This is a genomic window from Streptococcus mitis (assembly GCF_023109235.1).
Taxonomy (GTDB): domain Bacteria; phylum Bacillota; class Bacilli; order Lactobacillales; family Streptococcaceae; genus Streptococcus; species Streptococcus mitis_DA.
Window position 1 is genome coordinate 183,597 of the sequence record NZ_JALDUC010000001.1, and the last position, 11,836, is coordinate 195,432.

Annotated in this window: 14 protein-coding genes; all 14 read left to right on the forward strand. The window is 42.3% G+C overall.

Features of this window, described 5'->3' with window-relative positions:
- Window positions 1–196 precede the first annotated feature (196 nt).
- The gene (locus M1F55_RS00935; protein ID WP_049501832.1) at window positions 197–634 is read left to right on the forward strand and encodes a PTS sugar transporter subunit IIA; all 438 of its coding nucleotides are present in this window, start codon (window positions 197–199) and stop codon (window positions 632–634) included.
- A 43-nt stretch (window positions 635–677) separates the two neighbouring features.
- Window positions 678–1,172, forward strand: a complete 495-nt coding sequence (locus M1F55_RS00940) for a PTS sugar transporter subunit IIB (RefSeq protein WP_004193690.1) — start codon at window positions 678–680, stop codon at window positions 1,170–1,172.
- A 27-nt stretch (window positions 1,173–1,199) separates the two neighbouring features.
- On the forward strand, window positions 1,200–2,045 hold the full coding sequence (locus M1F55_RS00945) for a PTS mannose/fructose/sorbose/N-acetylgalactosamine transporter subunit IIC (RefSeq protein WP_049501833.1): 846 nt from the start codon (window positions 1,200–1,202) through the stop codon (window positions 2,043–2,045).
- On the forward strand, window positions 2,029–2,883 hold the full coding sequence (locus M1F55_RS00950; protein WP_002896727.1) for a PTS system mannose/fructose/sorbose family transporter subunit IID: 855 nt from the start codon (window positions 2,029–2,031) through the stop codon (window positions 2,881–2,883). Before M1F55_RS00945 ends, M1F55_RS00950 begins: the two co-directional genes overlap by 17 nt.
- A gap of 90 nt (window positions 2,884–2,973) precedes the next feature.
- Window positions 2,974–3,264 (forward strand): DUF202 domain-containing protein, encoded by a 291-nt coding sequence (locus M1F55_RS00955; RefSeq protein WP_247947080.1) that lies wholly within the window; start codon window positions 2,974–2,976, stop codon window positions 3,262–3,264.
- A gap of 179 nt (window positions 3,265–3,443) precedes the next feature.
- Window positions 3,444–3,905, forward strand: coding sequence for a MarR family winged helix-turn-helix transcriptional regulator (locus tag M1F55_RS00960; protein WP_247947081.1), 462 nt, complete (start codon window positions 3,444–3,446; stop codon window positions 3,903–3,905).
- A complete protein-coding gene (locus tag M1F55_RS00965; protein ID WP_247947082.1) occupies window positions 3,889–5,658 on the forward strand; it encodes an ABC transporter ATP-binding protein in 1,770 nt (589 codons plus the stop codon). The genes M1F55_RS00960 and M1F55_RS00965 overlap by 17 nt, the downstream gene beginning before the upstream one ends.
- The gene (locus tag M1F55_RS00970; protein ID WP_049516132.1) at window positions 5,648–7,408 is read left to right on the forward strand and encodes an ABC transporter ATP-binding protein; all 1,761 of its coding nucleotides are present in this window, start codon (window positions 5,648–5,650) and stop codon (window positions 7,406–7,408) included. Before M1F55_RS00965 ends, M1F55_RS00970 begins: the two co-directional genes overlap by 11 nt.
- A gap of 95 nt (window positions 7,409–7,503) precedes the next feature.
- Window positions 7,504–8,007 carry a phosphatase PAP2 family protein gene (locus M1F55_RS00975; protein ID WP_049516134.1) on the forward strand — a complete coding sequence of 168 codons (504 nt, stop codon included), beginning with the start codon at window positions 7,504–7,506 and terminating at the stop codon, window positions 8,005–8,007.
- A 113-nt stretch (window positions 8,008–8,120) separates the two neighbouring features.
- Window positions 8,121–8,567, forward strand: coding sequence for a LytTR family DNA-binding domain-containing protein (locus M1F55_RS00980; protein WP_020901878.1), 447 nt, complete (start codon window positions 8,121–8,123; stop codon window positions 8,565–8,567).
- Window positions 8,568–8,571: 4 nt separating this feature from the next.
- Window positions 8,572–9,246, forward strand: a complete 675-nt coding sequence (locus M1F55_RS00985) for a LiaF transmembrane domain-containing protein (protein ID WP_020902725.1) — start codon at window positions 8,572–8,574, stop codon at window positions 9,244–9,246.
- Window positions 9,247–9,352: 106 nt separating this feature from the next.
- Window positions 9,353–9,541 (forward strand): 50S ribosomal protein L28, encoded by a 189-nt coding sequence (rpmB, locus tag M1F55_RS00990; RefSeq protein ID WP_001140948.1) that lies wholly within the window; start codon window positions 9,353–9,355, stop codon window positions 9,539–9,541.
- 155 nt (window positions 9,542–9,696) lie between these two features.
- Window positions 9,697–10,062: an Asp23/Gls24 family envelope stress response protein gene (locus M1F55_RS00995; protein WP_000216437.1), complete on the forward strand. Its 366-nt coding sequence runs from the start codon at window positions 9,697–9,699 to the stop codon at window positions 10,060–10,062.
- A 2-nt stretch (window positions 10,063–10,064) separates the two neighbouring features.
- A complete protein-coding gene (locus M1F55_RS01000) occupies window positions 10,065–11,732 on the forward strand; it encodes a DAK2 domain-containing protein (protein ID WP_023946709.1) in 1,668 nt (555 codons plus the stop codon).
- Window positions 11,733–11,836: the final 104 nt, after the last annotated feature.

Below are 11,836 nucleotides of genomic sequence, written 5' to 3' on the forward strand. Positions count from 1 at the left end.
TTTTTGTTTGCTCTGAAAGGAGCAGGAAAGGTACAGCTGACTAGACAAATATGACAAATGTCATATGTTTCCTGACAAATGTCATCTGGGCAAAGTGACATTTGACAATATGAAACCGATTCCAAAACTTGTACAATAAAATCATCAATAAATCCTTACTTGGCTAAGAGCTAGAAGGAAAAAGGAGGCAGGAAAGATGAAATACCTTGTACTGGTCAGTCATGGGGGACTGGCTGCAGGCGTGCAGAGTTCCTTGAAGATGTTTGCCGGAGACAAGACGGATCAGGTCATTGCGGTTGGTCTTCAGGAAGGCAAGTCAGTTGATGATTTTGCAGTTGATTTTACTCAGGCTTTGGCTGGCTTAAGCGCTGATGACAGTGTCTTAGTTCTGGCTGATATTGTAGGAGGCAGTCCTCTGACGACAGCAGCGAGCGTCTTAGCTGACATAGGTAAGCTCGACTCAGCAGTTATCTTGGGCGGTTTGAACCTGACCATGGGACTGACTGGCTTGGTTATGAAAGATATCTTAGACGGGAAAGATCTGGCTCAGGCTATCCTTTCCGAGGCTACAGCTGCTTTGCAGGAATTTGAAGTCGTAAGTGATGCAGCTGAAGAAGATGAAGACGACATTTAGTACTTCCGCCATACATTCTAAAAGATAAAAGGAGATTTTAAAGATGACAGTATCATTTGTACGGATTGACGACCGCATGATCCACGGTCAAACAGTCACTCGCTGGGCCAAGGAATACCCTTGTGATGGCCTGATTGCAGTAAATAATGCTGCAGCAGGAAACAAGGTTTTGATTCAGGCCTACAAGGGAGCTTCTGACAAGAAGACTTTTGTTTGGACCAAGGAAGCCTTCAAGGAAAAATCAGGCAAGGTCACAGAGTCAGACAGCCGCTATTTCCTCATTACGAAAAATCCTGTGGATATGAAAGAAATCCTAGTGGACCAAGGCTTTGTACCTGGTGATGTTAAGGAAATCATCATTGGCCCTGCTAATGACCGTCCTGGAGCTATTAAGCTGGGGAATAACCAGTCCATTACCCAGGAAGAGGCAGAAGCGATTGAGGCGATCGAAAAAGCAGGCTACAAAGTCAAATTCCAGCTCCTACCAGATGTTTCCATCGGTTATTGGAGCGATTTCAAGTCTAAATTTGGTTTTTAATTATAATAATGAAAAGGAGAGTCTATTATGACAATTTCTTGGCTGCAAGCCGCTTTACTGGGTCTTTTCGCTAGTTTAGCTTCTATGCCTGGTATGGGTGGTACTAGTATTGGTAACTACACTTTGGGACGTCCTCTGGTCGGAGGCTTGATTAGCGGGCTGATTCTCGGAGACTTAACAACAGGGATTATGGTTGGGGTAGCCCTTCAGGTTCTCTACATCGCTCTGGTAACACCAGGTGGTACAGTTTCTGCTGACGTGCGGGCGATTTCTTACATTGGGATTCCTCTCGCAATCTTATTTGTTCATTCTAAAGGAATCACGTCTGAATCTGCTATTGCAGCAGCAGCTGCACCAATCGGAGCAGCAGTTGGTACTATCGGTACAGTTCTCTTCTATGGAACAGCCACTACAAACCTGCTATGGCAGCACATTGGCTGGAAAGCCGTTGAAAAAGGCGAATTTAAAAAGCTTTACGCTGTTGACTGGGTTTATCCTTGGATTTCCCACTTTGTCTTCTCTTTCCTTCCAACAATGCTTATCACTAAGTTTGGCCCCGATATGGTTGAGCTGATGAAGACCCACCTGCCAATGGATGGCTTCATCATGAAATCCCTCTTTACAGTCGGAGCTCTTCTCCCATGTGTAGGTATTGCCATTCTCTTGAAACAAATCGTTACCAAGGCTGCTGACTTTATCCCATTCTTTGTGGGCTTCACCTTGGCTAAGTCACTTGGTCTTAATTTGGTTGCCAGTGCAGTTGTTTCACTGATTTTTGCAGTAATTTACTATGAATTGGAAGTAATCAAATCAGCTCGTGTGACCGCGCCGGCTGGTGGGGCTGACTTTGATGACGATGAGGAGGATATCTAAGATGGCTGAAAGAAAGAAAATAACTAAAAAGACTTTAGCGAAATCATTCCACCATTGGTACTATGGTCATTTGACTTGCTTCTCTCAAGAGCATATGCAGACTTTTGGTTACTTGACCTCTATGCTACCAATCGTGGAAGAACTCTACAAAGACAAAGCAGAGCAGAAAGAAGCTATGCAGACCTATACGGCTTTCTTCAACACAGAACCTCAGCTCGGAGCTTTGGTAGTGGGGATTACAGCTGGTTTGGAAGAAGCGCGTGCCAATGGAGACGCTGTTGACGGCGAAACTATCAATGGTATGCGTGCCGGTCTCATGGGACCTATCGCAGGTATCGGTGATTCATTGGTTGTCGGAACCCTAATCCCAGTTCTGCTGGGGATTGCCCTTGGCCTCTCAAAAGGCGGAAATCCTATCGGGGCTCTCTTCTACATCCTTGTATGGAATGTTCTCATCTATGGCGGTATGCGCTTTGCCTACTTCAAAGGCTATGAATTAGGGGACAAGGCGGTAGAATTCCTTGTAGGACCTAAAGGACAGGCGCTTCGTAAGGCAATCAGTGTCATTGGTGGTATGGTTATCGGGGCAGTTGCTGCAACTTGGGTATCTGTAACGACTTCATTAGAGCTGAAAAATGCTGATGGCGAAGCCTTCTTGAAGCTACAAGAAAAGATTGACGGTGTTTATCCAGGTCTCTTAACAGCTGGCTTTATCACCCTTTGCTGGTGGCTGATGGCCAAGAAAAAAGTATCACCAAACCTTGTTATGCTCCTCTTGGTTGTCATTGCTTTGATTGGTGTAGCACTGGGCATCTTTGATCCTCAACTGAAATACTAATTCCTACTCAAGTTTCAGACTGGCAGTAAGTCCGATATACTGCTAGTCTAGTATCAATTTGTTTGACTTAAATAAAGAATGGAGAAAATCATGACAGAACAAGAATTGATTCAAGGTTATGAAACAGAAATTCACTACCAGAAGCATATGATTGAAAATCTAGGACGCTGGTTTACTCTCTTCTTTGTCATTGCCAGTATCGGTCTTGTTCTGATTTACTTCTTTCATGAGACTAATCTATTAGCACTGATTGCAGGAATTGTCATAGCCCTTCTGGGTGTCTTAGCCATGCTCTTGTTTGGTTATGGCATCTACAGAGGACGGCTCAATCTGCAAAAGGTGATCAATGATTTTGAAGCAAAACTAAAACTTGCAAGATAGACATTTAACATAGAAAACATGATCCTAAGTGAGAAAATCACTTGGGATTTTTTTAATCAAGAAAATAGTTCTCTAGGAAACTTTTTCTTGACATCTCTTTTCAAAGTGGTAAAATAGTTCTCATGGAAACCTATTTAGTTCCTAGGAGAACTAAATGTGATAGTTAGAAAGGAGTTAGTATGGATAAACCGATGTTAGTCTTTAAGCGTTTTGGTCATCAGATTCACCTGATGGTGCAAAAGGAAGCCAAACGTTGTGGTATTGAATTTATGGGTGGGCCTCAAGGGCAGGTTCTGCGTTTTTTAGATCATTGTGAACAAAAAGAGGAACTGGTCCTGATTAAGGATATCGAGCAGGAACTCAATATTACCAAATCTGTTGCGAGTAATTTGGTCAAGCGTATGGTGCAAAATGGTTTGGTGGAATTGGAGGCGAGTCCTGTCGATAAGCGGGCCAAGTTTGTTCGTTTGACGGACAAATCGCGTTCTCAGATGCAAGAAGTTAAGGCCTTCTTTGAACGCATTGACAACCAGTTGATGGCAGACATTGATGAAGATGAATTACTGATTTTTGAGAAAGTCCTCAATCAACTACAGGAAAATATCAAGAGAATAGGAGGAGAGAATGAAGAAATTAGCTAAACGAATTAGTAGAAAAGAATGGGGGATGATTTTACTAGCCATTCTCTTTACATGCTTTTCGGTCTATCTAGAGTTGGAAGTTCCGACCTATATCTCGAAAATCACGGATTTGCTGGGGACTCAAGGAACTAGTTTAGATGAGTTATGGCAACCAGCAGGTATGATGGTCGGAATGTCTTTTTTTGCCTTCTTGTCCGCAGTCGCAGTTGGATTTTTTGCATCCAGAGTGGCGGCTTCCTATACTAGTAGGCTGAGAAGTGATATTTTTAACCGAGTTTTGGATTACTCGCAGACAGAGATTAAGAAATTCTCTATTCCAAGTCTCCTAACTCGTACCACTAATGATATTACTCAAGTTCAGATGTTGATCACCATGGGCTTGCAAGTGGTTACGCGTGGTCCGATTATGGCTATCTGGGCTATAGGGAAGATTTTAGGCCATTCAGAATACTGGCTCTGGGCTGTTCTTGTGGCAGTGATTGTCAATGTTTTGATGACAACAGTTTTGATGACGCTAGCCTTTCCAAAACAGTCCTTGATTCAAAGTCTGACTGATAAACTGAATAGTATCACTCGGGAGAGTCTAACAGGTATTCGCGTTGTTCGTGCCTACAATGCTGAAAAGTACCAAGATGAAAAATTTGCAGCAGCAAATGATGAATTGACCCGTTTGAATTTGTTTGTCAACCGTCTCATGGCCATTTTGAATCCCATCATGATGGGGATTTCAAGTGGTTTGAGTGTGGCGATTTATTGGATTGGGGCCTATGTGATCAACGATGCTGCTCCTACAGCTCGTCTGCCTCTCTTTAGTGATATGGTTGTTTTCATGTCTTATGCCATGCAGGTTGTCATGGGATTCCTTCTCATGGGGGCGCTCTTCATCGTTCTTCCTCGAACTATGGTCTCTGCCAAGCGGATTAATCAGGTTCTAGATTTGCATTCTTCTATCCAAAATCCTGCTCAAGTGCAGTTGGCTGATGAAAATCTCAAAGGTCAGGTCGAATTTAAGGATGTGACCTTCCGCTATGCTGCAAATTCGGAGGCAGTTATCGAGCATGTTAGCTTTAGAGCAGAAGCTGGCCAAACAGTGGCCTTTATCGGCTCAACTGGTTCTGGTAAGTCAACTCTAGTCAATCTGATTCCACGTTTCTATGACGTATCAGCAGGAGAAATTCTAGTGGACGGAGTTAATGTTCAAGATTACGGTTTGGAAGATTTGCGCAACAAGGTTGGTTATATTCCACAAAAAGCTGTGCTCTTTTCTGGAGATGTCAAGGGCAATCTAGACTTTGGACGCAGTCAAGAAACACCACTTAGTGAGCAAGCTATGTGGCAAGCCTTAGAATTGGCCCAGTCTAAGAACTTTATCGAAGACAAGGAAGCGGGCTTAGAGTCAGAAGTAGCCCAAGGAGGAACCAACTTCTCAGGTGGACAAAGACAGCGTCTGGCTATTGCTCGTGCCTTGGCTCGGAAGCCAGAAATCCTCATCTTTGATGACTCCTTCTCAGCCTTGGATTACAAGACAGACCGTGTCCTACGCCAAGAGCTAGCAGAGAAAACAAAATCTATGACCAAGCTTATCGTCGCACAGCGTATTTCAACGATTATGGATGCAGATTTGATTTTGGTATTGGATCAAGGTAAAGTCGTGGGACAAGGCACCCACAAGGAACTTCTAGCTAATAACGAAGTTTACCAAGAAATTGCCTATTCACAACTATCGAAGGAGGAATTGGAACATGGAAAATAAGAGAATGTCTCTTTGGAAACAGAGTAAACCCTATCTTGCAGGCCTCCAGTTTGCCCTTCTAATCGCCTTTCTAGCAACAATCGTATCCAATATCATTACTGTATATGGTCCAACCCGTATCAAGGAAATGACCAATATTATTGCAAGTGGGCTAGAAACAAGTGTGGATGTCGCTGCGGTTGCAGCCATTGGTAGTTTTTTGGCCGTCATCTATGTGATTGGACTCCTATCAAATTATTTGCAGGCCTTTCTGTTTACAACAGCCATTCAACGTTTTTCAGAGCGTCTGAGAAGAGCGATTGCAGAGAAAATTAATCGTCTTCCATTAGGATATTTTGATGGACATTCTCAAGGAGATACCTTGTCTCGTGTGACTAATGACGTTGACACTGCAGCACAGTCCCTCAATCAAAGTCTGGGGACAGTTCTTTCATCCACTTTATTGGTCGTGGCAGTTTTGGTGACCATGTTTGGGATGAACTGGATTTTAGCCTTAGTGACGGTTGTTTCAACTCTTATCGGTTTTGCTTTCGTGTCCGTTTTTATGGGCAAATCGCAGGGCTTCTTTAAGAGTCAGCAACAGGATTTGGCGGCTGTAAATGGTTATGTGGAGGAAATGTACTCTGGCCATAATGTGGTGACCAGTTACAATGCTATCGAGAGCACCAAAGAAGAATTTGCGACCTTAAACTATCGTCTGTATGACAGTATCTGGAAATCTCAGTTTATTTCAGGGATTATGATGCCGATTATGATGTTTATTGGGAACTTTAGCTATGCCCTAGTGATTATCGTTGGGGCAGCCTTGGCTCTGAATGGGCAGATTAGTATCGGGATTATTGTTGCCTTTATGGCCTACGTTCGTATCTTTTCTCAGCCTCTTTCACAAATTGCCCAAGGGATTACTAGTCTTCAGCAGGCTAGTGCAGCCATGGGACGTGTCTTCGAATTCCTAGCTGAAGAGGAAATGGAAGACGAATCCCATAAAGAAAGACAATTGATCGATATGAAAGGTCAAGTAGTCTTTGATCGAGTCTCCTTTGGTTACACACCAGAGCGAACCATTATCCATGACTTTTCTGCGACTGTTCATGCAGGTCAAAAGGTTGCCATTGTCGGACCGACAGGGGCTGGTAAGACAACCATTGTCAATCTTTTGATGAAGTTCTATGAGATTGATAAGGGAAGTATTCGCATTGATGGTGTGGATACCAAGGAGATGAAGCGTTCGGAAGTACACGATGCCTTTTCAATGGTATTGCAGGATACTTGGCTCTTTGAAGGAACCATTCGCGACAATCTCATCTATAACCAAACAGGTATTAGTGATGAGCGCGTGATTGAAGCCAGCAAGGCTGTAGGGATTCACCACTTTATCATGACTCTACCAGATGGTTACGATACCGTCTTGGATGATACAGTGACCTTGTCTGTCGGACAAAAACAACTCTTGACCATTGCTCGTGCTTTGCTGAAAGATGCGCTACTTCTAATTCTGGATGAGGCGACTTCTTCTGTTGATACCCGTACTGAGGAATTGATCCAGAAAGCCATGGACCGATTGATGGAGGGAAGAACTTCCTTTGTCATCGCCCACCGCTTGTCAACTATCCGAAATGCTGATCTGATTCTTGTCATGAAAGATGGCAATATCATTGAGCAAGGCAATCATGATGAGTTGATGGCACAAGGAGGCTTCTACGCTGACCTTTATAACAGTCAATTTACAGAAGACGAAGCAGAAGAATAAACCCAAAGAAGGCTTGACGGCCTTCTTTTTCTGCACTATACTAGAAGACAAGTGCTTCCCTATAAGCAAAATTTGAGTAAGTGATGAGAAAATATATGAAAAATTATCAAGAATGGTATGGCCACGTTGCTAGTAACATTAAAAATAAGCCCTTTCTTCTGAGCTTGTTAAGAACTTTCAATCGGTTTATGACAGTAGTCATGCCTATAGTTTATTTAACCTTGTTAATAATTACCTATCTCCAACAAGGACTTGGGAAGCAGGTCTTGATGTATGTGTTTGTCCCTGCGTCAGGCTTTGTGATTTTGTCCTTTCTTCGTAAGAAAATCAATGCCCCTAGGCCTTATGAGGAATGGGATATTAAACCCTTGCTTGACAGAGATAGTCCTGGTCAGTCAATGCCCAGTCGTCATGTCTTTTCAGCAACCATTATCTCCATGGCTTGCTTGCATGCTAGTTTATCTGTAGGGGTTATCTTATTGGTCTTGTCAGCTTTCCTCGGTCTAGCGAGAGTCTCAGGTGGCGTGCATTATCTCAAGGATGTAGTGGTTGGTTATATTTTTGGTCTTGTGTGGGGTGTGATTTTCTTTCTATTTTGACCTGCAAGTTAAGGTGGCCCTACAACCACTTACGGGGTTAAAGTAACCACTTGCTTTTTTGCTCTTGTTTTCTTATTTTGGCTTTGATATAGTAGAGTCAGAAAGGATATGGAATGAAGTTACGAATCGAAATTGACAGCAATTTAGAGGAAACTGAAATTGTCATCAAGGCAGCGGCTTTGACAGATGAGATTGCGGATTTACAGCGCCTCTTGCAAGAATCCAAGTCTCCTAGGTTGATTTTTTACAAGGGGACGGGTGAATATTATCTGGACTTGTCGGAAATTCTTTTCTTTGAAACAGAGGGGAACAAGATTTACGCCCATACCCAGAAAGATGCCTACGAGGTTCGACTTAAACTCTATGAGTTAGAGTCTATCCTGCCCCGTTATTTCAGTCGAGTATCCAAGTCGACCATTGCTAATATTCGGCAAGTTTACTCGGTGGACAAGTCCTTTTCAGGAACGGGCACCATTTCCTTTTATCAGACCCACAAGGAGGTTCATGTCTCACGACATTACCAATCCCTCCTAAAAGAAAATCTAAGAAACATGAGGTAAGAACATGAAAAAGAAAGCATTTGGTATTGTGTTGCTAGTATTGGCAGCTTTAATATTATTACAAGGAAATTTTGGAATCCCTTCATTCGGTGGGCAAATTTGGCCCTTGCTTGGTATTGCATTTTTTGCCTATCAATCAGTTGGAGCTTTGTTGCGTCGTCACTTAACTTCAGCCTCTTTTACAGCTCTAGTAGCCTTAATGATTGCTAACCACTTTTATGGCATTTTACCAATTCCCAATCAGTCATTGTTCTGGGCAAGTATTTTAATCGTAATGGGTGTCAGCGCACTCACTCATTCTAACAGAACTTGGAATGGGAAAAAATGGTGGTATGATGGTAAAAAGACCATTCTTACAGATAAGGAAGTTGCTTTTGGGACTGGGACTTTCTACAAGCAAAATCAAGAATTGGTAGACGACCAAGTAGAAGTTGGTTTTGGAAATGCCAAGATATATTATGACAATGCAGAGATTTTAGGAGATAGCGCAACTCTGAAAGTGGAAGTCGGTTTTGGCAATGCAGTTATCTATGTTCCTAAACATTGGGGAGTTGATTTAAAGGTAGAAACTTTCTGTGGCGTAGCCAAGGCAGATACTCCTCTAGCGCCAACCAGCAAAACCTTGATTATCCGTGGAGATGTGGCCTTTGGGAAGTTGGGAATTGTCTACGTTAAATAAAAAAATCTTCCAATTCCCTTGCAAAAATGAAGAAAGTGTGATAACATAGTACAGTATGTGGTGCTAGCACATCCGCTATATTAGATCTAATAGGAGGAAAACACAAATGGCTAAAGTATGTTACTTTACAGGTCGTAAGACTGTATCAGGAAACAACCGTTCACACGCGATGAACCAAACAAAACGTGCCGTAAAACCAAACCTTCAAAAAGTTACTGTTCTTATCGATGGTAAACCTAAAAAAGTTTGGGCTTCAGCTCGTGCTTTGAAATCAGGTAAAGTTGAACGCGTTTAATAATAAAAGTAAGGAGACCTTAGGGTCTTTTTTCTTTTACTGTAGATATAAAATCATTTGAAAAATAGAGTAAATATCCGCTGATACAGTATTCTGCTTTTACACTTGGGCTGAAATATGATAAAATAGAGTATCAACTAGTTGAGGTAAAAAGGATGACTGTAAAAATTAATACAAAAGATGGTCAAATCGAACTAACAGATGAAGTGATTGCAACCGTCGTAGGTGGAGCAGCAACTGAAATTTTTGGTGTGGTCGGTATGGCTAGTAAAAATGCCCTCAAAGATAATTTCCAAGCCCTTCTAGGTAAGGAAAATTATTCTAAAGGTGTCGTCGTAAAGGCGGCCGAAGATGGCAGTATTGCAGTTGATGTATATACCGTGTTGAGCTACGGAACAAAGATTAGCGAAGTGTCAAAAAACATTCAAGAGCGTGTTCGTTTTAGTTTGGAAAACCAACTTGGAATTACCGCTCAGACTGTAAATGTCTACATTCAAAATATCAAAGTTGTAGGAGAATAACCGTGTCAAAAATTACTACTAGCCTATTTCAAGAAATGGTGCAGGCTGCATCAACTCGTTTGAATAAGCAAGCTGAATATGTCAATTCATTAAACGTCTTTCCAGTTCCAGATGGAGATACTGGAACAAACATGGGAATGACCATTGAAAATGGTGCTAAGGAAGTTGCAGACAAACCAGCTTCTACAGTTGGAGAGGTAGCGAGCATTCTTGCCAAAGGTCTTTTGATGGGCGCGCGTGGGAACTCAGGAGTTATTACGTCTCAGCTTTTCCGTGGATTTTCACAAGCCATCAAGGATAAAGACGAGTTAACAGGTCAAGACTTGGCCCTTGCCTTCCAATCAGGTGTGGAAGTTGCCTATAAGGCAGTTATGAAACCAGTTGAAGGAACGATTTTAACAGTTTCTCGTGGGGCTGCTATCGGTGCTAAGAAAAAAGCTGAGCAAACAGATGACGCTGTTGAAGTCATGCGCGCAGCCTTGGAAGGTGCTAAAACAGCTCTAGCTAAAACACCAGACATGCTTCCAGTATTGAAAGAAGTTGGTGTTGTGGACTCAGGTGGTCAAGGATTGGTCTTTATCTACGAAGGTTTCCTTTCAGCCCTTACTGGCGAATATATTGCATCTGAGGACTTTGTAGCGACTCCAGCCAATATGAGTGAGATGATCAATGCAGAGCATCATAAGTCTGTGGCTGGTCACGTAGCGACTGAGGACATTACCTTTGGTTACTGTACTGAAATCATGGTAGCTCTTAAGCAAGGTCCAACCTATGCCAAAGATTTTGACTACGACGAATTCCGTAACTACTTGAATGAACTCGGGGATTCTCTCCTTGTTGTCAATGATGATGAAATTGTCAAAGTCCATGTCCATACAGAAGATCCAGGACTTGTTATGCAAGAAGGTCTTAAATATGGTAGCTTGGTCAAGGTAAAAGTTGACAATATGCGTAACCAACACGAAGCACAGGTTGAGAAAGAAACTGCCCAAGTTAGCAAGCCTGCTGAAGAAAAAGAGTATGCTTTGATTGCTGTAGTGGCTGGTAAAGGTCTAGCAGATATCTTCCGTTCTCAAGGTGTGGATTATGTTATCGAAGGCGGTCAAACTATGAACCCTTCAACAGAAGACTTTATCAAGGCTGTTGAACAGGTTAACGCTCGTAACATCATCTTCCTGCCAAACAACAAAAACATCTTCATGGCAGCTCAATCTGCAGCAGAAGTTTTGGAACAACCAGCAGTAGTGGTGGAAGCTCGTACTTTGCCACAAGGTTTGACAAGTCTTCTCGCCTTTGATCCAAGTAAGTCCATAGAAGAAAACCAAGAGCGTATGACTGCTGCTCTTAGCGATGTCGTTAGTGGAAGCGTCACAACAGCTGTGCGTGATACAACCATTGATGGCTTAGAAATCCATGAAAACGATAATCTAGGTATGGTGGATGGGAAAATCCTCGTGTCAAACCCTGATATGCACCAAACCTTGACAGAAACCTTGAAACATATGTTGGATGAAGATAGTGAAATTGTAACCTTCTATGTCGGTGAAGACGGAAGCGAAGAACTTGCCAATGAAATTGCCCAAGAAATCGCAGAAGAATTCGAAGATGTTGAAGTCGAGATTCATCAAGGTCAACAACCTGTTTACCCATACCTATTCAGTGTGGAATAAGATTAATGAAGAACTGAGAAATCAGTTCTTTTTTCTTTTTTAGTAAATGAAATCGGTATCTTTTTAATAAAAACAAAAATAACATTCATAAATAAACGTTAAAA

Bases quoted from the DNA above. Each gene is read 5' to 3' on its own strand.
- M1F55_RS00935 (WP_049501832.1), top strand. From the start codon at position 197: ATGAAATACCTTGTACTGGTCAGTCATGGGGGACTGGCTGCAGGCGTG.
- M1F55_RS00940 (WP_004193690.1), top strand. From the start codon at position 678: ATGACAGTATCATTTGTACGGATTGACGACCGCATGATCCACGGTCAA.
- M1F55_RS00945 (WP_049501833.1), top strand. From the start codon at position 1,200: ATGACAATTTCTTGGCTGCAAGCCGCTTTACTGGGTCTTTTCGCTAGT.
- M1F55_RS00950 (WP_002896727.1), top strand. From the start codon at position 2,029: ATGAGGAGGATATCTAAGATGGCTGAAAGAAAGAAAATAACTAAAAAG.
- M1F55_RS00955 (WP_247947080.1), top strand. From the start codon at position 2,974: ATGACAGAACAAGAATTGATTCAAGGTTATGAAACAGAAATTCACTAC.
- M1F55_RS00960 (WP_247947081.1), top strand. From the start codon at position 3,444: ATGGATAAACCGATGTTAGTCTTTAAGCGTTTTGGTCATCAGATTCAC.
- M1F55_RS00965 (WP_247947082.1), top strand. From the start codon at position 3,889: ATGAAGAAATTAGCTAAACGAATTAGTAGAAAAGAATGGGGGATGATT.
- M1F55_RS00970 (WP_049516132.1), top strand. From the start codon at position 5,648: ATGGAAAATAAGAGAATGTCTCTTTGGAAACAGAGTAAACCCTATCTT.
- M1F55_RS00975 (WP_049516134.1), top strand. From the start codon at position 7,504: ATGAAAAATTATCAAGAATGGTATGGCCACGTTGCTAGTAACATTAAA.
- M1F55_RS00980 (WP_020901878.1), top strand. From the start codon at position 8,121: ATGAAGTTACGAATCGAAATTGACAGCAATTTAGAGGAAACTGAAATT.
- M1F55_RS00985 (WP_020902725.1), top strand. From the start codon at position 8,572: ATGAAAAAGAAAGCATTTGGTATTGTGTTGCTAGTATTGGCAGCTTTA.
- rpmB (WP_001140948.1), top strand. From the start codon at position 9,353: ATGGCTAAAGTATGTTACTTTACAGGTCGTAAGACTGTATCAGGAAAC.
- M1F55_RS00995 (WP_000216437.1), top strand. From the start codon at position 9,697: ATGACTGTAAAAATTAATACAAAAGATGGTCAAATCGAACTAACAGAT.